18 protein-coding genes and 1 pseudogene are annotated in these 21,187 nt (G+C 44.2%); 8 read left to right on the top strand and 11 right to left on the bottom strand.

The window, feature by feature from the left end:
* Window positions 1-34 precede the first annotated feature (34 nt).
* The 3 genes from C1T21_RS02715 to C1T21_RS02705 all read right to left on the bottom strand — a co-directional run bounded on the left by C1T21_RS02715 (window position 35) and on the right by C1T21_RS02705 (window position 3,339).
* A complete protein-coding gene (locus C1T21_RS02715; protein ID WP_103047110.1) occupies window positions 35-991 on the bottom strand; it encodes an endo-1,4-beta-xylanase in 957 nt (318 codons plus the stop codon).
* 323 nt (window positions 992-1,314) lie between these two features.
* Window positions 1,315-2,253 carry an alpha/beta hydrolase gene (locus C1T21_RS02710; RefSeq protein WP_103047109.1) on the bottom strand — a complete coding sequence of 313 codons (939 nt, stop codon included), beginning with the start codon at window positions 2,251-2,253 and terminating at the stop codon, window positions 1,315-1,317.
* Window positions 2,254-2,277: 24 nt separating this feature from the next.
* The gene (locus C1T21_RS02705; RefSeq protein WP_103047108.1) at window positions 2,278-3,339 is read right to left on the bottom strand and encodes an LLM class flavin-dependent oxidoreductase; all 1,062 of its coding nucleotides are present in this window, start codon (window positions 3,337-3,339) and stop codon (window positions 2,278-2,280) included.
* 318 nt (window positions 3,340-3,657) lie between these two features.
* Between C1T21_RS02705 and C1T21_RS02700 the strand changes: the two genes are divergently transcribed.
* The 5 genes from C1T21_RS02700 to C1T21_RS02675 all read left to right on the top strand — a co-directional run bounded on the left by C1T21_RS02700 (window position 3,658) and on the right by C1T21_RS02675 (window position 9,211).
* Window positions 3,658-4,239: a TetR/AcrR family transcriptional regulator gene (locus C1T21_RS02700; protein ID WP_103047107.1), complete on the top strand. Its 582-nt coding sequence runs from the start codon at window positions 3,658-3,660 to the stop codon at window positions 4,237-4,239.
* 226 nt (window positions 4,240-4,465) lie between these two features.
* Window positions 4,466-4,912 carry a GNAT family N-acetyltransferase gene (locus tag C1T21_RS02695; protein WP_103047106.1) on the top strand — a complete coding sequence of 149 codons (447 nt, stop codon included), beginning with the start codon at window positions 4,466-4,468 and terminating at the stop codon, window positions 4,910-4,912.
* 325 nt (window positions 4,913-5,237) lie between these two features.
* Window positions 5,238-6,686: a DEAD/DEAH box helicase gene (locus C1T21_RS02690; RefSeq protein ID WP_103047105.1), complete on the top strand. Its 1,449-nt coding sequence runs from the start codon at window positions 5,238-5,240 to the stop codon at window positions 6,684-6,686.
* A gap of 906 nt (window positions 6,687-7,592) precedes the next feature.
* A complete protein-coding gene (locus C1T21_RS02680) occupies window positions 7,593-8,183 on the top strand; it encodes an RNA polymerase sigma factor (protein ID WP_103047103.1) in 591 nt (196 codons plus the stop codon).
* Window positions 8,144-9,211 (top strand): DUF4367 domain-containing protein, encoded by a 1,068-nt coding sequence (locus tag C1T21_RS02675; RefSeq protein WP_103047102.1) that lies wholly within the window; start codon window positions 8,144-8,146, stop codon window positions 9,209-9,211. The genes C1T21_RS02680 and C1T21_RS02675 overlap by 40 nt, the downstream gene beginning before the upstream one ends.
* Window positions 9,212-9,303: 92 nt before the next feature.
* Here C1T21_RS02675 and C1T21_RS02670 read toward each other — a convergent pair.
* A pseudogene (locus C1T21_RS02670) lies at window positions 9,304-9,791 on the bottom strand (histidine phosphatase family protein); the annotation flags it as partial.
* Window positions 9,792-9,909: 118 nt separating this feature from the next.
* Between C1T21_RS02670 and C1T21_RS02665 the strand changes: the two are divergent.
* Both C1T21_RS02665 and nudK read left to right on the top strand, forming a co-directional pair.
* On the top strand, window positions 9,910-11,094 hold the full coding sequence (locus C1T21_RS02665; RefSeq protein ID WP_103047486.1) for a MerR family transcriptional regulator: 1,185 nt from the start codon (window positions 9,910-9,912) through the stop codon (window positions 11,092-11,094).
* 1 nt (window position 11,095) lies between these two features.
* Window positions 11,096-12,058, top strand: a complete 963-nt coding sequence (nudK, locus tag C1T21_RS02660; RefSeq protein WP_103047101.1) for a GDP-mannose pyrophosphatase NudK — start codon at window positions 11,096-11,098, stop codon at window positions 12,056-12,058.
* A gap of 69 nt (window positions 12,059-12,127) precedes the next feature.
* On the opposite strand, the gene C1T21_RS02655 is transcribed toward nudK, so the two are convergent.
* Window positions 12,128-13,051, bottom strand: coding sequence for an AraC family transcriptional regulator (locus tag C1T21_RS02655; protein ID WP_103047100.1), 924 nt, complete (start codon window positions 13,049-13,051; stop codon window positions 12,128-12,130).
* Between the two features lie 185 nt (window positions 13,052-13,236).
* Between C1T21_RS02655 and C1T21_RS02650 the strand changes: the two genes are divergently transcribed.
* Window positions 13,237-13,983, top strand: coding sequence for an SDR family oxidoreductase (locus tag C1T21_RS02650; protein ID WP_103047099.1), 747 nt, complete (start codon window positions 13,237-13,239; stop codon window positions 13,981-13,983).
* A 61-nt stretch (window positions 13,984-14,044) separates the two neighbouring features.
* Here the strand turns inward: C1T21_RS02650 and C1T21_RS02645 are convergent, their stop codons facing one another.
* The 6 genes from C1T21_RS02645 to C1T21_RS02615 form a co-directional block, all read right to left on the bottom strand.
* Window positions 14,045-14,197, bottom strand: coding sequence for a hypothetical protein (locus C1T21_RS02645; RefSeq protein ID WP_258012345.1), 153 nt, complete (start codon window positions 14,195-14,197; stop codon window positions 14,045-14,047).
* 110 nt (window positions 14,198-14,307) lie between these two features.
* Window positions 14,308-15,807 (bottom strand): malate:quinone oxidoreductase, encoded by a 1,500-nt coding sequence (locus C1T21_RS02640; protein WP_103047098.1) that lies wholly within the window; start codon window positions 15,805-15,807, stop codon window positions 14,308-14,310.
* Between the two features lie 416 nt (window positions 15,808-16,223).
* Entirely contained in the window at window positions 16,224-17,087 is an 864-nt protein-coding gene (locus C1T21_RS02630; protein WP_103047097.1) for a P-loop NTPase family protein, read from the bottom strand.
* 169 nt (window positions 17,088-17,256) lie between these two features.
* Complete coding sequence (gene araA / locus C1T21_RS02625) at window positions 17,257-18,681, bottom strand: L-arabinose isomerase (RefSeq protein ID WP_103047096.1); 1,425 nt, start codon at window positions 18,679-18,681, stop codon at window positions 17,257-17,259.
* A gap of 34 nt (window positions 18,682-18,715) precedes the next feature.
* A complete protein-coding gene (locus tag C1T21_RS02620; protein ID WP_068939259.1) occupies window positions 18,716-19,411 on the bottom strand; it encodes an L-ribulose-5-phosphate 4-epimerase in 696 nt (231 codons plus the stop codon).
* 1 nt (window position 19,412) lies between these two features.
* Complete coding sequence (locus C1T21_RS02615) at window positions 19,413-21,026, bottom strand: xylulokinase (protein ID WP_103047095.1); 1,614 nt, start codon at window positions 21,024-21,026, stop codon at window positions 19,413-19,415.
* Between the last annotated feature and the right edge of the window lie 161 nt (window positions 21,027-21,187).

The raw sequence follows: 21,187 nt of genomic DNA, 5'->3' as shown, positions 1-21,187 counted from the left end.
TCGCATCTGTTGGGTTTTAAGTGCCACCTATAGTTTAACTCTGCAGATATTGTCTCAGCCATTGGAGCGCGGGACGTTCCGTGCCGTTAGAATTCAGCAGATGTGTGTTCGGCTTCCAAGTTTGTCCCTGGATATACCCCCAGAGCGTAACTCCCTTCACCGCAGAATGCTTCCATAATACCGGAAATTTCTCCTTGTATCTGGCAAGCTGGGTGTTGTCGTCGCCAGTTATATCCAGTTCCGACACATAGATTGGCAATCCTGTTGCCGCCAGCTTGTTCAGTACAGTGTTCATCGTGTTAACTGAAACAGTGTCCATGCTAAACTGGTGGCATTGAATACCAATTCCGTCAATCAGGCCTCTGCTCTTGAGCTGATTAATAATATTGACATATTGGTCGGTTAACGAGGGATCGTTGATAATTCCATATTCATTAATCATCAGCTTGGCATTTGGAAAAGCTTGTCTTGCCTGTTGGAACGACCATATAACCCAATCCCATCCGGTCGATCCGTCACCGCCTATGGCATTGCGGAAGGATGGCTTCTGATGCAGGGGCTCATTCACCACATCTATAAACTCCGCATTCGGATAGCGTTGACCTGCTGCTTTAATCCACTGGGTCACTTCCGCCTTCTGATCAGCAGCCGACAGTCCGCTAATCCAACCTGGCTCCTGAGCACCCCATACCAATGTATGGAACTTGAACGGGAAGCCATTGTTACGTGCATAATTGTAGGCGGTATCCGCCTGCGACCAGTTCATGTTGTTACGGCTGCCTTCAACTGACCCCCATTTGGTCGAATTCTCTGGCGTCACCTGGTTCCAGTACGTTCCGAAACTTGCAGGGACACTTCCAGCAATGATATTCCCGAGGAATTTACCACCGTTCGCCATACTGGCACTAGCCGGGTTTATCAGAACTGATGATAACAACACACCCGCCAACGCCAAGCTGCTTACCAACTTGCCCACTTTAAATTTCGACATACAATCTCCTCCTCATACGTATAGTTTTTTAATATTCCTACTCCTGAATAAATCGCTTACATTTCCAATTATAAGAATGAAAGGTTATTATCCGCTACATGTAAAAGTAAAGATTTTACCCGAAAAACTTTACATCATTGCGGGGCGACTGAACACCTCGTGCTCCTTTAACACATCGTTTCGATTAGAATCTAGTCTCGTATCAAACGACAAAAAAGATTACTGCAAAAAGTGATATGCTCCCCTTACAGTAGCAAGTTTTGTTATTTAACCTGTCTACTTTTTTGGAAGCATATCACTTTGGAGACTGCCCATTTAATAGTTTAAGGATTAAGGGCTCTTGCAATTGCATCTACATAACTTTGGCTAGCACGTTGGCTTACTTCTGCTTGCGGAACCATCCCCTCAAAGTTGTGGAATGTGCCGGGATACAGATGGAATTCGACGTCCACCCCCGCTTGGGCAAGGCGTGCTACATATTCGATCGTTTCATCTCGGAACAGATCGAGCTGGCCTATGCACGTATAGGTCGGCGGTAGCCCAGCCAAGCATTCCGCTCTCGACGGCACAGCGTATGGGGACACCTCGATGTCTTCAGTACGATCCCCCAAGTACATGTTCCAGGCCGCCAAGTTGTTCTTCCGGTTCCATGGTGCGTTATCGGCCGTAATTTCATGACTTGACGCCGTAATACTGCGGTCATCGATCATCGGATACAGCGGCATTTGGAAAATGAGGGCTGGCCCGCCTTTGTCACGGGCCATTAAAGCAAGTGCTGCGGTCAGACCGCCGCCCCCACTTGCTCCGGCAATTGCAACCCGATCTAAGTCGATGCCCAGCAGCTCAGCTTCGTCGGTCATCCACGTCAAAGCGGCATAACAGTCATCGATGGCAGCTGGGTAGGGATGCTCGGGAGCAAGTCGGTAATCGACCGATACGACGACGCATTTGGCCGCCTGCACGAAGCGTTCGCACAAAGCATCGTCCATATCAGGATGCCCCATCACATAGCCTCCCCCGTGAGTCCACAGCATGGCCGGAAGCCTAACGTCAGTTCGCTGGGCAGGTTCGTAGATTTTGACTAATATCTCGCCTGCTACGCTCGGAATCATCCGGCTTGTCGTGCGTACGTGCTCCGACTGCTCAATAGGAGGACTCGACAAATAGCTTCTGCTCAGTTCTAAATTTTCTTCCAGTTGAAAGCCAGGAAATTGTGCGATTACCGACCTTAATTCTGGTAACAAACGATTTTCAAAATCCACGCAAATCACTCCTATGTTTGTTTTTTATAACCTTTTCTCCGTCTCCGCTTCCCACTTGGCTATTTCCTTCCGAACTCGGGGTGCTACCTCTGTTCCTAGCAGCTCAATGGCTCTCATCACTTCGGCATGCGGCATCGTGCTTAACGGAACATACAGCATAAAGCGAGTAACACCTACATGTTTGCGAAGGTGAATGATCTTCTGGGCAACAGTCTCTGGATCGCCGACATACAGCGCGCCTTCAAAGCTGCGCGCGGCATCGTAGCTAGAACGATCATAATGTGCCCAGCCCCGCTCCCTGCCCAATCTATTCATACCTGCCATCGTAGAAGGGAAATATGTATCTGCAGCTTGCTCATTATTCTCTCCGACAAATCCTATCGAGTGCGATCCAACCTTAAGCTGCGATTCGTCATGACCAGCGTGCGCTGCTGCCTTCTTATAAAGCTGGACAAGTGGTGCAAAATTTACCGGATTCCCGCCAATGATCGCCAGTATCAAGGGCAGTCCTAACAGACCTGCCCGGATAGCAGAATCCTGCCTGCCCCCGCTGCCAACCCATATCGGTAAAGGATTCTGAACCGGCCGTGGGTACACACCCAAATTGTTAATCGCTGGCCGATGCCCGCCCTTCCAGGTTACTTTTTCGGACTCCCGTATTTTAAGGAGCAATTCCAAATGTTGTTCAAACAGCTCATCATAGTCTTCCAAGTCATAGCCAAACAGTGGAAAAGATTCAATAAAGGAACCTCGACCCGCCATAATCTCCGCACGTCCATTCGAAATACCATCCAGCGTAGCAAAATCCTGAAAAACACGAACGGGATCAGCTGAAGAAAGCACTGTGACTGCACTGGTCAGCCGAATCCGTTTCGTCTGCGCTGCAGCCGCTGACAGCACAACTGCTGGTGAAGATGCCGAATAATCCTGCCGATGATGCTCACCTACCCCAAACACATCAAGTCCCACTTGATCAGCAAGGATAATTTCCTCGACAACTTCGCGCAATCGCTGTGCGTGACTTATCACTTCACCTGTCTGAACGTCAGGCTTTGTTTCTACAAACGAAGTAATACCTATCTCCATGGTCCATCTCTCCTATTCTAATAGCTTTCTTTGTATGACAATCAAATACTGATAAAATATCATACTGATCGGTAAAATATTTTTCCCAGTAAATATAACTCACCAAAAAGAATACTGTCAATAAATATAGTAAAAATACTTTAATTTATCCTCATACTGATATCTCCTTGGTGCGATAAACCAATCTGCATTTGACAATATAACGGGCTAATTATAAGATAATAACATACTAATTGGTACGCAAATAAAGACCCCTGACAATTATGATCAGAGTCATTGAATTAAGAATAAAATTAAGAGCAATGAGAGGTATTGATTATGGGAAGAATCCGAGAATTTGACGAAGAAAAAGTATTAGATGCAGCTATGCAAATATTTTGGGAAAAGGGATATGAAGCTACCTCATTAAGTGATTTAACTTCCAGAATGGAAATTCAACGCCCCAGTATATATTCCACTTTTGGGGGCAAAAAAGAATTGTTCGAAGCTGCGCTGCGCAAATACATGATGTCCCGTGCTTCTATGATCCGAACCAAACTTCAAAGCAACCCATCTGTAAAAGAAGCATTTCGAACTTTTTTTGAAGGTGTGGTCGATGAGGAATATACAGAAAACCCTAGGAAAGGATGCTTTTGCATCAATACAATGGTTGAACTTGCACCTCATGATGAGAAATTTGAAATTCTTACAAGGGAACATCAAATGTACCTATCGGTTATATTTCAAGAAACCATTGAACGAGGTATACAATCAGGTGAGCTTGAGATCGGGCTCAATGCGAAGGCTGTATCACAGGCGCTAGTCGTATCGTTAATTGGACTGACCGTAATGATAAAGTCTCGTCCAGAACGATCATTTATTGATAACACGATAGAGGTGACACTTACACTTCTTAAGTAATTCGGAATGAATTCAATTTTAACAAATGAGTGTATTCTCAACGCACATGTCCCTCAGCGCAACAAAGGCTGCCGGATACATTTTCTCGGCAGCCTTTGTTGCGCTCATATTACATACTTCTTCGCATTTGCATGAGTTCAAACGATTCCTTCACTGATCTTAGTTTTGCATATATATACTTAATGATGTATATTAATTCAAAACTAATGAAAAGGGAGTACATCTAATGTCATATTTAATAAGAAACGCTAAGCCTGATGATTTAAGCAGTTTGACCGAGTTAATGTATGAATACATCGTTGGTTTTTATCAAAACCCTAGGCCACCTATCGAAAAAATTCATAATTTGATTCATACCCTTTTTGAGCAGCAAAACGGTATACAATTTGTGGCGGAACAAAATGGACAATTAATCGGCTTTGCTACATTATTCTTTACCTTTAGCACGATGAAAGCAGACAAAATCACAGTTATGAACGACCTATTTGTATTGGAACCCTTTAGAGATACAGAAGTAGAATCACAGCTTTTTTTAGAATGTCAAAAGTACTCACAAAATCATGGCTATGCTCATATGACCTGGATAACTTCTACTGAGAATAAACGCGCTCAAATTTTCTTTAAAAAGATGGAAGCTGTCCAAGGGAGAGATTGGGTTCACTTTTCATCGTAACAATACTTTTGATACGGTTTTCCGCGCTAACGGCAGTTCAAAGGGCACCTAATTGGGTGCCCTTTGTGCGTAACACATGTTTTCACGCATGCGGATATCGAAACATGCCGATACCCGTGCCTTCATGGCTTCCCTTTGCTGCTTAGAGTAGGCTCGTTTCTACGTCTATTCGGTAAATGTTCCAAGGATTCAGTTAGACAAACAGTTAATATGGATATGTATTAGAGTGAACCTGGATATAGAGTATACTATATGAGTATAAGTTCGATACACGATGACATTATATATGTAATGGTATTCAAATACAGCGCAGAAGAGGTTGAAAATGAGTCAGAAGCATTTTACAGATTACGCATTAAGTGAAGAAATTGTAAGAGCACTCAATAGCTTGGGCTATGAGACGCCAACAGAGATTCAGACGGAAGTTATTCCTGTTGCGCTTGAGAAGAAGGATCTTGTCGCCAAATCGCAAACAGGTAGCGGCAAAACAGCAGCATATGGTATTCCAATTTGTGAGCTAGTAGATTGGAATGAGAATAAGCCCCAAGCATTAATCCTGACGCCAACCCGTGAACTCGCATTACAGGTCACCGAAGACATCACGAATATTGGACGCTTTAAGCGGATAAAAGCAACCCCCCTTTATGGGAAACATCCTTTTCATATCCAAAAGGCTGAGTTAAAACAAAGGACGCATGTGGCTGTAGGTACGCCAGGACGTGTACTGGACCATATCGAACGAGGCACGCTATCGTTAGATCGGATTGCCTATCTCGTGATTGATGAAGCTGACGAGATGCTGAATATGGGCTTTATCGAGCAAGTCCAGTCGATTATTCAAGCGCTGCCTAGTGACCGGGTTACCATGTTATTCTCAGCTACCTTCCCTGAAGATGTAGCCACACTGTCGCGTAAATATATGAAAGATCCTGTTAGAATTGAGATTAAAGCGACTGGTATAACGACCGCCACAATTGATCACTCTCTTATTCAGGTGAAGGAGTCAGACAAGTTGGCACTACTGCAAGATCTGCTCATTGTTGAGAATCCTGACAGTTGCATTATTTTCTGTCGTACGCAGGAGAATGTAGATACATTATTCAGAGCATTGGCTGATCTCGAATACCCATGTGATCGCATTCATGGTGGCATGGAGCAAGACGAGCGATTTGAGGTAATGAATGCATTCAGAAGGGGCCAATTCCGTTACTTGATTGCAACAGATGTTGCCGCCAGAGGGATTGATATCACGAATATCACCCATGTCATTAACTACGATATTCCCCTTGAGAAGGAAAGCTATGTTCACCGCACAGGACGTACGGGACGTGCTGGCAAAACGGGGAAAGCCATTTCCCTCATCACTCCTAAGGATGGCCGAAGATTAGCTGATATTGAAGCATATATTGGGTTCGCGATTCCGCAGGTAAAGGCTCCCTCTGAAGAGGCTGTTGACCTCCGTAGAGAAGATTTTGAGCAGAAACTGCATGTAAAAACCGCACTCAAAAAAGATAAGCGCGAGCAATTAAACCAACAGATTATGAAGCTGAATTTTAACGGCGGTAAGAAGAAAAAACTTAGAGCTGTCGACTTCGTGGGGACTATCGCTAAGCTTGACGGGGTCAACGCAGATGATATCGGGATCATTACGATTCTGGATAATGTGACAGATGTCGAGATTCTGAATGGCAAAGGTCCACTGGTGCTTGAGATTATGAAGAATACAACCGTAAAGGGTAAGCTGTTAAAGGTACGCAAAGGGAATAATAAGTAGAAGTATGCTGCATAAAAGAAGGAGAGGCAACCCCACCCAGCACAGCCGATGGTTATCGTTAGCTAACGGGCGGGATTGCCTAGTTTACCTCTTGATCGTTTAATTCATCTTTCCATTTTGAATTTGCAAGAAAATTGTATGCTCTCTTGGATAAAACCAATAGTCATCTTCACCTTATCAATGACTTAACTTAATTTTATTTTATCTCTCATTCCTTCCACTTTACCTAATCCATAGGTTATTTTGGAAAAGCACTCCTAAATCGTTTCAGAGATTACTTACTATTGCGACGTCTAAAGTTATTGAAAATGTAATGTCTAAATAGAACAATTGAAATCTCGGGTAGCAATACAGCAAATATGTATAACAATATAATGAATGGTAATGACGAAATGAAAATTTCAGCGCCCTGGCCTGTTTTCACACGTTCAACTAGCAGCCACCACATAGGTACGGATACAATCCACATCAAGGCATTAGAGATGATTACATAAAGAGTATTTTTCCATAACAGACAAAACAAAATTGCAATAATGGCCGGAACAGTCCATGAACCTATCATAAGACTATTGCTTAATATAACAAATGCTATAACAGGATATAAAAGTGCAACCACCATCTGGACTCCCCTATTATTATAAAACCTCATTTCTTATCTCCTTTTTATATTTTTACAATCTATTTTCAATTTTTGATAGGTATACTTTATCATTCTATTTACTTCCACAATATAAATCCAAGCCCTATGAAATCAACACCGTTGGTGATAAACGTTCTGCTTTATCGTATTCTCTTAGAGAGTTGATAAAACACTCAAAAAATTTTTAGACAAGGTGTCCCTTTCGGTCATCTTCATTTGTTATACAGGTATAGTTTTCTTTTTGATCAGAGGAGGTGCCTAAATTTTTGAATGAGGAAATTGAATACAAAATCAAACGAGTTCAAGCTGGCGAAATCCAGGATTACGCCTACATTGTGAAGGAGTATCAGCGTCAGATATTTGTGTATTGCTGGCGGCTATTAGGAAGTGAGCATGAGGCAGAAGAAGCCGTACAGGATATTTTGGTCAAAGCTTTTGAAAAAATCAACATGTACAAACCCACAATGGGCTTCTCCTCCTGGCTGTATAAAATGGCTTATCATCACTGCCTGAACTTGATTCGCAGGAAGAATCTACAGCGCAAATTTAAGATTACCCTGTTCACCTCAACTAATATGACTTCAGACAGTGCTGCGCAGGTTATGGAACGTCAGCTTTTCAGTGAACCGCTGAGCCAGGCATTGGACCAACTGAATGCAGAGGAGCGAAACCTGTTGGTGCTGCGCATTTTTGAAGAAAAATCGTTTAGAGAAATCGGGGAAATTATGAACAAAAGCGAGGAAGCTATCAAGAAAAAATACGGCAGAACAAAAACAAAGCTCAAAAAAATGATGGAGCCCATAAAGGAGGACCCAAAATGCGTGAATTACAAGACAGAACTCAGGAACAAGGCCTGAAATACACCGATCTGAAAGACAGGGGCTTAAAAAATATGGATATGCTGACGGAGCCAGAGAACGTCTTAAAAATCCAAGCCTTTGACGTCTCGGACAAAGTAATGGAACAGGTCTACCAAAAGTCGAAACCCAAAAAGGGGTTCATTGTAAAAATGCGTCTTCGGCCGCACATCACCGCTCCTATCATGATCTTGCTTTTTGTATTGGGCGCCTCTGTGACTGGATACGCCGCTTCGCAATATCTGGAATTCCGTAACAGTAAAGGCGACGTCGTATTAAATACCGCCAAAACACCTGCCGAAACGGACGCTTCCCAAACGTATACAACCACCTACACACAGTGGAACGAAAAGGTGAGAGACCGTCTACAGCCCGGAGAGTATGCGGCCTATTACGTTAAGGACGATTCTATGAATCCAAGAAATTCGTCTAATCCTGTCCTGTTTGCATACAAACCGACTGAACTTTCTAGCTTCAGCAGTCTGCAGGATGAAATCAAGCAGACAGAAGCCCCACTGTTGCATAGTCCCACTCATCTGCCAGATGGCTACCGATTTGATTTCGGATACGTCTATCCAGTCGCTGGGTATCCTGGGATGATGAACAAAGAGGAATATAGAGCTTTAACGGATAAACTGACGCAACAGGCCAAAGCTGCACCGGAAGGTGAACATCTGTTTATTCAAAAGCTGAGCTGGGACAAGTCAGACTTCACCTTTGCCCGGTATGCAAGAGGAAATGACTATGTAAACATCACCGTCACCAAATACGCTCCTGAGGTCACAAAGACGACCGTGATGCAAAATGAACAGGATTCGGCTGAGGAGCTGATGATTAAAGGAACCAAGGCCTATTACATCAGAGCAAGCGAAACAAGCAAGCCCTTGGAGGTAGGAAAAAACCGACTGGGATGGCTCGATGAAAAAAGACGTTTACACTACAACATATCTGATAACCAGGACAGCCCGCTGAGCAAGGAAGACCTGGTAAAAATAGCTGAAGATTTGCTTAACGGTTCACCGCAATAGCTATATAAGTAAAGTTTTGAAAAGAGACCATCCCTTTTTTAAGGGTGGTCTCTCTTTGAAGAATAGTCCGTATACCTTTTCCTCACAAACTATTACGGCATGTTCCACAATCTTTTTACCTCAACTAATTCCTGATCATTGAATTCCATTCTGTATACGTCTGGTTTGGATGTGTGTAGTAAAAAATTCAAATCGTACTGCTTGTCATAATACCCCATCATTAAAGTCATCGCAGCTCCATGAGTGCCTAATACGACTTTCCGTCCTCGGTAGATTTTTAACAATTCCTTTAAGACTGTTATACTTCGGTTCTGACAAACTGCATTAGACTCTCCTTCCGTTAAAGCAAAGTTGGGATCAGAAATGACTTATCTAACAAAGGGAATAATTCGTCATCGGGCATTCGGTTGCCTTCACTAGAAAAAATTCTTTCTTTAAGATCCTCGAATATTAAAACTTCTTGTCCTGAGCATTGAGCTGATTCTTAAATGGTTAGGATTGCCCGTTGATATGGACTTGAAACGAAAACCTCGATCCCCTCTTCTCTTAATAATTCAGTTATTTGAAAAGCATCTGACTTGTAGGGTAGTTTTCTCTTGTTTCTTATTGCATAAATTTTTCTTGAAGGTGACGTTACGTCATTTGCTATACTGGCTGAGAACGACATGCTAGAGCAATCAATTGGATGTGAGGAATGGATGGAAAAAGAGAACTGTCTGACGACAGGACAGCTTGCCAAACGTACAGGGATAACGGTCAGGACATTGCGCTATTACGATCAAATTGGACTTCTGAGTCCAGGAGGTCATCGCACTGGATCCATAAGACTGTACAACATGAAAGATATGGAAAGATTACAGCGAATTCAGATGTTGAAGTATCTAGGGTTATCGCTTCAAACAATAATGGACATTTTAGATGCAGAATCGCCATCCAACGGAGAGATCAGACACTCGTTGCAAGCACAACTCGATGTTTTACAAAAGAAAATTGCTCATACGGAGCACGTAGTACATGCAATACGAGATGCTATGGAAATGTCGGCCTATGGATCCGATTGGAACCATTTGGCGGATGTTATTCAAACCGTGCAGAGTGAGCAAAATTGGGGGGAGCAATATCGGACGGCGAACCGCCTGCAAACGCGGATACATCTTTACGACAAGTACAGTACGAATCCCCAAGGCTGGCATCGTTGGATCTTTGAACAACTGGAGGTGCAACCGGGAGCCCACATTCTTGAGTTGGGCTGCGGCGACGGGACCTTTTGGATAAGAAACGCCGAACGAATTCCAAGCAGCTGGCGTATCACGCTTACCGATATGTCAAGCGGGATGGTGGAAGAAGCACGTTGCCGCTTGGGAAGCAACAATCCGCAGTTTAAGTTTTTATCTGTTGACGCGCAACAGATCCCATTCCATGAAGAGCAATTCGATATGGTTATCGCTAACAACATGCTGTACCACGTGCCGGACATCCCTAGAGCAATCCGCGAGATGCACCGTATCTTAAAGCAAGGAGGTATTGTATGTACCTCTACAATGAGCACTCAACACCTACAAGAGGTCGAACACTTGGCGGTTTCGTTCGATCCTGAGCTTCATGTGTTGGATCATGCTATTAAACGGTTCCACCTGGATAACGGAGGGGACTTGCTGTCTTCTTGCTTTTCCGATCTTCGGTTGCTTCGATACGAGGATTGTCTGTTGGTCGACGAAGCGGAACCCCTGATCGAATATATAATTTCGACTCCGATGAACGCAAGAGAGCGACTTGTCGGAGCGGCTATTGACAAGTTTCGAGACCACATCAATCGGCTTTTGCAGCAGAACGGAACTCTCGAAATGACTAAAGAGAACGGAATCTTTCTAGGGAGGAAATGAGATGAAGGCACAACAATATCACCCAAGAGTACGGATTGTAAAAGAGGAGCTTCTATCGGATAACTGGTACATCTTAAATAAGGTTACATTCGAGTTTGAAAAAAATAATGGACAATGGGAGACACAATCCCGTGAAGTGTACGATCGTGGCAACGGCGCAACGATCCTGCTCTATAATCAGCACAAACAAACCGTTGTACTGACCAGACAGTTCCGAATGCCTACTTATCGGAACGGTAATGAAACTGGAATGCTTATCGAAACCTGTGCAGGACTACTCGATAAAGAAACACCGGAAGAAGGTATTCTTCGGGAGACGGAGGAGGAGACGGGATACCGTATCGACCGTGTGCAGAAAGTTGGCGAGGCCTATATGTCACCGGGCTCCGTTACCGAAATCCTGCACTTCTATGTAGCCGAGTATAGTGAAGATATGACAACGGGTGGCGGTGGTGGCCTTGAAGAGGAGCAGGAAAACATTGAAGTGATAGAACTTCCGTTTGCTCAAGTGCTAGACATGGTCGAAAGCGGCGAGATTCGTGACGCCAAGACGATAATGCTGCTCCAATACGCTCAGATCCAAGGTCTCTTGAAAGTAAAATCGAAACCGCTTCATATCCTTATCGCAGGCCCGTATCGTTCTGGAACGAATGATGATCATGTATTAATCGAGAAGAACGTCAACTACATGAATGAAATTGCTCTTCAAGTTTACGAGGCTGGTCACATGCCGGTGCTGGGAGAGTGGTATGCTTTGCCCCTTATCACGACAGCCGGTTCCACTGCTCTGGGAGATGAGACCTTTAACAAAATCTTTCACCCGTCTTCCATTCGCCTGCTTGATTACTGTAACGCCGTGCTTCGGGTTGGAGGACCCTCTCAGGGTGCCGATGAAATGGTAAGGGTGGCGAAAGAGAAAGGATTGTTGATTTACGAACGGCTCGACGAACTTCCGTTGGTGTGATATACCCTCTTTGACCAGACCAAAGACAACTTGCTCTGGGCCTCCTCCACAGATCACCCGAAGAATCTCTCAATCAACTGAGACACTAAGTGAATTGCGCAAATGTTTAACATCACTCATCGGTGGACGCCCAAACATGCGTCCATATTCCCGGCTGAACTGCGAAGGGCTCTCATAGCCAACGCGAAAGCCTGCATTGGCGGCTTCCAATCCCTCCGAGAGCAGCAAGCGGCGTGCAGTCTGCAGTCGAATGACCTTCTGATACTGCAGAGGACTTATAGCCGTTACCTTTTTAAAATGCTTGTGTAAGGAAGAAGGGCTCATGTTTACTTCCTTCGCCAATTCTTCAATCACAAGAGGCTTAGAGTAATCGCGGGTTATCAGATGGATCGCTTGGGAGATGCTATGTGCATAGCTACCAACTACGGCAAATTGCCTGATTAAAGCCCCCTGCTCGCCTTGTAATACACGATAAAGGATCTCGTGCGTGATAAGCGGCGCAAGAAACTGAATATCCGCAGGCGTATCCGAAAGTCTGACAAGCCGAAGCAGCGCATCAAGCAGCAGAGGGTCAAATTGGCTCACTAGTATGCCGCGTCCAGTCTTTACGGTACATTGAGGAGGACTCTTCTTGATAATGTCCAGGATGACGTCTGGGCTAATGGATAATTGAAGACTTAGATAAGGAAGTTCCGACGAGGCTTGAGTTATTTTACCAATTACGGGAAGTTGAACTGATGTGACCATGTAGGTTGTTGGATCGTACACATAGTTTTCTCCAGCCAGCATTGCTGTCTTTGAGCCTTGTGCGACCACGTACAGGGAGGGCATATGGACCGTATGATTCAGCTCGGACACATGGCTTGCACGTCTGAAATAAAGTCCTGGCACAGATGAAACAAACGTACCGTCCGAAGACGCATGTTGATGAATCAGACGAATCAGTTCTTGTAGATTCGTAGAAATATCAGAGGGGGGAGGAGACGAAATCATACATGCTTCACCTTCCTTTCCGTTGAACGCTAATATTGATGTGCTAATTATATGCGCGCCGAATAGGATTAGGCAAGAATTGGACTTGATCGGTCTACCTGTCTCAATCGAATTCTACTTAAAATTTACTTGCAAGGCCAACAGAGGGCCTAAGGCAAATAGATCAAAGGAAGAAGGATTGGGCTATGCATTTGGAAGGAAGAATAGAGAACAAAGTCGTCGTGATTACAGGTGCAAGTAGCGGAATTGGAGAAGCAACAGCACTGTTGCTTGCCGAGCGTGGAGCAAAAGTCGTGCTTGGAGCGCGCGGAGCGGAGCGCCTTGAAGCGCTGGCGACACGCATTTCCAATGGAGGTGGCGAAGCTGTCTATGCACGTACTGACGTGAGACGGCGCGAGGATCTGTACAACCTCGTTACTTTGGCTTGCGAACGGTACGGGAAGCTGGATGTTCTCGTCAGCAACGCTGGCGTTATGCCTATTTCCCCTCTAGAAGATCTGTGTGTCGAGGACTGGGAGGACATGATTGACGTCAACATTAAAGGCGTTTTGTACGGTATAGCCGCAGCACTGCCTATCTTTCGCAAGCAGGGTTCCGGACATTTCGTGAACATCGCTTCTGTAGCAGGACATAAGACTGTGCCGAACCAGTCGGTCTACTCCGGTACGAAGTTCGCCGTGCGCGCGATCTCAGAGGGATTGCGCCAGGAGGCTGGCGACAAGCTGCGCGTGACCATCATTTCGCCTGGTATTGTGCAGACGAATTTCACAGAGGGGATGACCAATCCAGCATTGAGAGATCAACTCGCTGCCATTCGGGATAAACTAGCCATGACACCTGACGCGGTAGCCCGTGCAATTGGATTCGCAATTGAACAACCGGCCGATATTGATGTGAACGAAATCGTAATCCGTCCAACCGCACAAATGTAATATAAATAGATAGGGGCACCTCCTCTTGTGAGTGCGCCCCTATCTATTTATGCACAAAGCTTTACCACGGAAGCTGATCATCCATGTAATAGAATCCGCCCGTTGGGCCATCCTCCGGCGGGTCGCTAGTCGGACCGCCGTTTTCACTCCATCCTCCACCGACAGCTCTGCCTTTTCCCCGCCCATCTGCGTTTTGACCAAGCCAGGGTAGCAATCCGCTGCACCCGTTCATTGGACAACTGGAACTGAATAGAGCCTATAGCGCTGCTTTCTTTTCTGTCTGGCTGCATCCTATCATATTGGGAACGATCAGCAAATAAAAAATTAACGATGAAGCGGTTCTTTTTCGCCCAGACCCAGCACCTCCGTCGTGGAATTGTAAATTTCTTGGTAAAGCTCTGGGTTTTCCGCTAGTGACACCCCATAAGAAGGAATCATCTCTTTTATTTTTGGTTCCCACTCTTCCATATGTTGTGGGAAGCATTTTTCCAATACTTCCAGCATAACGTGAACAGCAGTAGAAGCACCCGGAGAAGCGCCGAGCAGTGCAGCTATCGAACCATCAGCGGCACTAACCACTTCTGTACCAAATTGAAGTGTTCCTTTACCGCCCTCCGTATCTTTGATCACCTGCACACGTTGGCCTGCTACCACGATCCCCCAGTCCTCGATTTTGGCGTTCGGAATAAACTCGCGTAATTCTTCCAGACGCTTTTCATTCGATAACATCACTTGCTGAATCAGGTATTTGGTCAATGCCATCTCTTTTGCGCCTGCGGCCAACATCGTGATGAGATTATTGGGTTTTACAGAACCGATCAAATCCAAATTTGAGCCCGTTTTCAAGAACTTCGGTGAGAAGCCGGCAAACGGTCCAAATAGCAGTGCTTTTTGGTTACCGATATATCTTGTATCCAGATGCGGAACAGACATGGGAGGAGCACCAACCTTAGCTTTACCATATACTTTTGCATGATGCTGGGCGACAACCTTAGGATTGTTACATACCATAAATAGTCCACTTACCGGGAATCCCCCAATATATTTGGACTCAGGAATACCGGTTCTTTGTAGTAAAGGTAGACTTCCACCCCCACCACCGATAAAGACAAATTTGGCATTATGGTATTCGATTTTACCGTTATCCAGATTATGGACTTTGACCTTCCACGAGCCATCGCTCGTACGTTTAATATCCTTTACACTATGTTTGTAATTGATCTCGACGTTTTTACTTTTTAAATGCTCAAACAACATGCGTGTTAAAGCACCAAAGTTGACATCTGTTCCAGAGTCGATTTTGGTTGCCGCGATGGGTTCATTCAATGTACGGCCTTCCATAATCAGCGGAATCCATTCCTTCAGCTTTTCAGGGTCGTCGGAAAATTCCATGCCTTGAAACAGAGAAATAGTTGAAAGCGCTTTAAACCTTTTTTTCAAAAAAGATACATTTTTCTCTCCTGTTACCAAACTCATATGAGGTATTGGTTTGATAAAGTCCTGTGGATTACGAATCAAATTGCTGTTTACAAGAAAAGACCAAAACTGTCTTGAAAGCTGAAACTGCTCATTAATGTCTACAGCTTTACGAATATCTATAGATCCGTCAGCTTTCTCGGATGTATAGTTCAGCTCGCACAGTGCAGCATGGCCTGTACCTGCATTATTCCATTCGTTAGAGCTCTCTTCCCCTGCGTTTGCAAGTTTCTCAAACACTTGAATTTCCCATTCCGGTGCTAACTCTTTCAGCAATGATCCCAGAGTCGCGCTCATGACTCCGGCACCAATTAAGATAATGTCTGTTTTTTTCTGAATGCTATTCATAAAAACCTTCCTTATCTCTTATATTTGCAAAAAAGAGCAGGCCCTCCTGCTTAGGTGATACAAGAAGCAAGGCTCCACTCAGGAACATATCTTTTCTGTCTCTATTATAACTAAAATATAATCTTTTAAAAATTATATTGTCTATTATCTGATAATTATAAATCATTTCTGCTAAAAAGTGAGAATTTTCTTTGCAGAAATAATAAGAATGGATCTCAACACGCTGTATTATTGGGGCTTCACTTACTAGCAGTAATAACAGACACCAAAAAAGCTTTTAGAAGCAAATGATGTAGAGTACAGATTTCCAATGATCGAATCAACAGTCCATGTATATGAATAACTCGGTAAAATATGTCTTTACGGGACAGGCCCTTTCTAATTGCACTAACGTTTCCTCGAATGAGCTTCACGATTTATAAATACTTCATTATGATATTCGAAATAGTCTGTTGTTGATTCACCCAATCATAATCGGAGTTATCCATAATAAATGATTGAAAAGGGAGTTGCTCAATGATTTGCAATTCTAGCTCACGTCGATGTTCAAGGAACTGAATATATCCCTCATACCCTTGAAGCCCCTTCTTCTTTCCATAATCTTGCTCCGTATGGTACCAAATCGCGAAATCTAACCATTCTTGAGACCTCATCGTTTTCACTCGCTCAATCGTCTCACGCACATTAGGTTGCCTCAAATAAAACAAAATTGGTTTTAGGTCCTGAATTTGCTTTGCAATCTGTAATACATGCTGAACAAATCGATCATTTCCAGCATCGTGTCGAGCGAGTAATGCACACCCTGGGTTCTGTAAAAAACAGCATTCGAGTATGATTAGCTTTTCCTTTTCTCGCTGATCCTTAGCAAAAGAACTCCAACGTTGAACCATCAACTCGCAATATTTTTCTACGGGTACTCCATCGTAGATTTCATAACGCCGCATTTCCTCATACAAACTAGACGGAATTTCATTTTGAGCTGATTGCTGGGCAAGTGCATATGCGATTAAAGAGTCGTTGCCATTCACAGATACAAACGGATCAATGTAATGAAACACCTCGGAATAGATAGATCGGAGCCGATCAAGTTCTTCGTTCGGCATACATGCAACCGATTCATAATCAGCGGGATGCCGTAAGTTCCCTTCTAAAAATAGTTCCGATTCTATTTGATGTGTGTTTAACATGTCATGTATGTGTCTAGATAATGTGGATTTGCCAGAGCCAGGTATACCTTCAACGATAACCAGTTTCGTTTTCGTAGCTGGTAAATTGGCCATAGTATCACATCCTTATGAATTAAATGATTACCTTAAGGAGAAACCAATTATCCCGTTATAACGCCAGGTAGCTTAGTAACCTTTCCATATCTATACATTCTTAGAAAACCAATAAAAGCATTGGGGCCTGAGGACTGACCCAATGCTTTTATAGATGGATATCTTCTAGTTACTTAATAATTACGTATTCCAGGTTAACCAATTTTGCATAAGTAACAATTTGGTCTGTGGTTAGATTCAAGGAAACCACGGTATGGTGACCGCCGCCGTTCTCAATCCATGCTTTAACCCCATCTTGGAAGTTTGGCTTCACGTTCCACAGTACACGGGCCACTGGAAGATTTGGAGCAGGAACTGTCGGTTCAAATGCAGTAACCTCATTGATCAACAGTTTATAATGCGTGCCAAAGTCAGCCATGGAAACAACTACACCGTCTCCTGCCTTGCCGTCAAACACCAGACGAGCTGGATCTTCACGATCGCCGATACCTAACGGAGAAACGATGATTTTAGGCTTGTTGCTTGCCAACGTTGGGTCAACTTCAAGCATATGGGATTGAAGGATCGATTCCTGACCAGCCGCTAATTCATAGGTGTAGTCTTCCATAAAGCCAGTGGATTGGTTATGGCTCATTACTTTAAGCAGACGATCGAGCGCTGCCGTCTTCCAGTCTCCTTCACCAGCGAAGCCGTATCCTTGTGCCATCAAACGTTGAACGGCAAGACCAGGAAGCTGTTTCATACCATAGAGGTCTTCGAAGTTCGTAGTGAAGGCAGTATAGCCGCCATGATCCAGGAACCGTTTAAGGGCAATTTCATAGCTTGCTTGCACTCTTACGCTGGCTTCCCAAGCTTCCTTGCTGTAAGTACCATAATCAAATTCATAGAGTTCGGAGTATTCCGCGAACAAAGCATCAATCTCTTCTTCTTTCACAGCATTGACGTACTGAACAAGGTCGCCAATTCCGAAGTAGTCAACGGTCCATCCAAATTGAATTTGAGCTTCCACCTTATCGCCTTCCGTAACGCCAACGTTACGCATGTTGTCGCCAAAGCGGGCAACTTTGATATTGAAGCTTTCGTTATAAGCAACCGCTACATCCATCCACTCTGCGATTTGCTTTTGCACTTCCGCACGTTCCCAGTACCCTACGACCACTTTATTTTGTTTCTTCAGACGGGCATTGATAAATCCATATTCACGGTCACCATGAGCTGCCTGATTGAGGTTCATGAAGTCCATGTCAATCGTAGCCCAAGGAATGCTTTCATTGAACTGTGTGGCCAAATGAAGCAGTGGTTTCTGCAGCAATTTAGTACCGCGAATCCACATTTTTGCAGGCGAGAAGGTATGCATCCAAGTGATGACACCAGCAACTTCGTCACGATAGTTGACTTCTTTCATGAGATTGGTGATTTTGTCTGCACTAACCGCCAGATCCTGCAATACAAGCGGATAAGGCAGAACGCCGCTTTTATTTAAGGCATCGGTCATTTCTTGTGCGTGTGCTTTGACTTCTGCTAATGCTTCTTCTCCATACAGATGTTGTGAACCTACGACAAACCAGAACTGTTTTGTACCTACTGTTGACATCATTCATCCTCTTTTCTTAATTTTATAGTTTATATTACTTTTGCCCGTAGTACGCGTCTTTCCCATGTTTGCGTAAATAGTGTTTATCTAAAATGCGCTGCGGCAATTCTTCAGCAAAATGATTCAATTCTCGTGCGAATAAATTCATTTTCGAAACTTCTTCCAACACGACACTATTCATGACTGCCGATTTTGCATCTTTGCCCCAAGTGAAGGGAGCATGACCCTTAAGCAGAACACCCGGCACTGCTAAAATATCCAGCCCGCGCTGCTCAAAAGTTTCGATGATGACACGGCCGGTTTCCGCTTCGTAACCACGATCAATCTCCTCTTGTGTCAAGAAACGGGCACAAGGAACAGAACCATAGAAGGTGTCTGCATGAGTAGTCCCCATTACAGGTACATCCAAGCCTGCTTGAGCCCAAATGGTCGCCCAAGTCGAATGCGTGTGTACAATACCGCCGATCTCTGCATAATGCTTATAAAGTACGGCGTGAGTCGGTGTATCTGATGAAGGTCTCATCTCTCCTTCAACAACATTGCCATCAAAATCAACAACCACCATATCGCTAGGTTTCATCGTGTCATAACTAACACCACTTGGTTTGATAACGAATAAGCGACTCTCACGATCAACAGCGCTTACGTTACCCCAGGTGTATTTCACGAGTCCATGTTTAGGCAAATCCAGATTGGCTTGATATACTTCTTCTTTCAGTTGCTCTAACACGTCAATTCCTCCAGTTTTCCACTAGATTATCTACAGCAGCCTGCTCAATTGCTAGACCTTGTGTGTAGCGTTCCATGAATGTCTCAAATCCCTTAACGTCGGAACTGTCGGGAGAAATTTCTTGCCCCTCAGCATCTCTAAATACTTTTTGGTCGAGGAAGTCTTCCAGACTTTCTTGTTGATCCTTGTTCATCATGTAAGAAGCCAGAATGGCAATACCCCACGCCCCGCCTTCTCCAGCTGTTGACATCACTGATACCGGGACATTCATGGCAGCCGCAACAATTTTTTGTCCGACGATAGGGGTTTTAAATAAACCACCGTGAGCCAGAATGCTGTCAATTGCGACATTTTCTTTCTTTGTCAAAATATCCATTCCGATTTTCAAAGCAGCAAACGCAGTGAAAAGATGAGTCCGCATGAAATTGGCCAAATTGAAACGGCTTTCAGGAGAGCGGACAAACAATGGCCGACCTTTCTCTATTCCGGTGATATTCTCCCCTGACAAATAGCCATAGCTGAGTAAACCGCCGCCATCTGGATCTGCTTCCAAAGCCTTGTTCAGCAGCACACTGAACAATTGATTCGGATCCGCCTTTTGCCCCATTGCCTCAGAGAATTCACGGAATAATCCCAGCCAAGCATTGATATCACTTGAACAGTTGTTGGCATGAACCATTCCGACCGGATTACCATTCGGTGTAGTCACCAGATCAATTTCCGGATATACCGCTGAAAGATCCTTCTCTAATACAAGCATCGCAAAAACCGAGGTTCCCACAGAGACGTTGCCCGTCCGTTTTCTTACACTATTCGTAGCGACCATCCCTGTTCCCGCATCACCTTCTGGAGGACAAAGCGGAATACCTGGTTGTAAATCTTCGGATTTATCTAAGATTTTGGCTCCCGCGGCGGTTAATACACCTGCCTGCTCGCCTGAAATATAAACCTTAGGGAGAATGTCTTTTAAGTTCCAATCGTAACCTTTGGCCGCAATGAGTTCATCGAACTGCTTAACCATCGATTCGTTATAATCATGTGTAGTCTCATCAATTGGGAATATGCCCGAAGCATCCCCGACTCCAATCGCCTTATCGCCAGTCAACAACCAGTGAATGTATCCAGCTAACGTCGTCATAAAATCAACCTGAGGGACATGTTGCTCTTCGTTCAATATAGCTTGATACAGATGAGCAATACTCCATCGCTCAGGGATGTTGAATTGGAATTTATCAGTTAAAACTTTTGCTGCGGCACCAGTTGTCGCATTCCGCCAAGTACGGAACGGAACAAGCAACTCGCCCCTGCTGTCAAAAGCCATATATCCGTGCATCATTGCAGAGAATCCTATAGAACCAACGGTACGAAGGGTGATCCCATATTTTTGTTCAACCTCTTGCTTCATTTCACTATAAGCCTCTTGCAGACCCGTAATAATACTCTCTAAGTTGTACGTCCAATAACCGTCTACCAAGAGATTTTCCCACTCATAGCTTCCAGATGCGATGGTTTCAAAATGATGATCAATCAGCACTGCCTTGATACGTGTGGATCCAAATTCGATACCAAGTGAGGTTTCTCCCTTAGTAATCGCTTGTTTAATGTCTTGATCCATGCTCACGTTACTCCTCTCTCTGAACAACTGTTATAATCGCAATAATTGAAAGAAGGCGCTTTCTTTTGTTTACAGCCTTAGTATATTTTTTGTGCGTACATTTGTCAACACGAAAACATAGTTATGCCTACAAATGATATGATGAACCGAGTATTTCTCTA

Origin of the sequence: Paenibacillus sp. F4, from assembly GCF_002894905.1 — a bacterium.
GTDB lineage: Bacteria > Bacillota > Bacilli > Paenibacillales > Paenibacillaceae > Paenibacillus > Paenibacillus polymyxa_B.
This window is presented reverse-complemented; position numbering and strand designations above follow the sequence as displayed.

Coding starts and splice junctions, on each gene's coding strand:
- C1T21_RS02650 (WP_103047099.1), top strand. CDS start 13,237: ATGCATTTGGAAGGAAGAATAGAGAACAAAGTCGTCGTGATTACAGGT.
- nudK (WP_103047101.1), top strand. CDS start 11,096: ATGAAGGCACAACAATATCACCCAAGAGTACGGATTGTAAAAGAGGAG.
- C1T21_RS02700 (WP_103047107.1), top strand. CDS start 3,658: ATGGGAAGAATCCGAGAATTTGACGAAGAAAAAGTATTAGATGCAGCT.
- C1T21_RS02675 (WP_103047102.1), top strand. CDS start 8,144: ATGCGTGAATTACAAGACAGAACTCAGGAACAAGGCCTGAAATACACC.
- C1T21_RS02705 (WP_103047108.1), bottom strand. CDS start 3,339: ATGGAGATAGGTATTACTTCGTTTGTAGAAACAAAGCCTGACGTTCAG.
- C1T21_RS02665 (WP_103047486.1), top strand. CDS start 9,910: ATGGAAAAAGAGAACTGTCTGACGACAGGACAGCTTGCCAAACGTACA.
- C1T21_RS02640 (WP_103047098.1), bottom strand. CDS start 15,807: ATGAATAGCATTCAGAAAAAAACAGACATTATCTTAATTGGTGCCGGA.
- C1T21_RS02695 (WP_103047106.1), top strand. CDS start 4,466: ATGTCATATTTAATAAGAAACGCTAAGCCTGATGATTTAAGCAGTTTG.
- C1T21_RS02690 (WP_103047105.1), top strand. CDS start 5,238: ATGAGTCAGAAGCATTTTACAGATTACGCATTAAGTGAAGAAATTGTA.
- C1T21_RS02630 (WP_103047097.1), bottom strand. CDS start 17,087: ATGGCCAATTTACCAGCTACGAAAACGAAACTGGTTATCGTTGAAGGT.
- C1T21_RS02715 (WP_103047110.1), bottom strand. CDS start 991: ATGTCGAAATTTAAAGTGGGCAAGTTGGTAAGCAGCTTGGCGTTGGCG.
- araA (WP_103047096.1), bottom strand. CDS start 18,681: ATGTCAACAGTAGGTACAAAACAGTTCTGGTTTGTCGTAGGTTCACAA.
- C1T21_RS02615 (WP_103047095.1), bottom strand. CDS start 21,026: ATGGATCAAGACATTAAACAAGCGATTACTAAGGGAGAAACCTCACTT.
- C1T21_RS02655 (WP_103047100.1), bottom strand. CDS start 13,051: ATGATTTCGTCTCCTCCCCCCTCTGATATTTCTACGAATCTACAAGAA.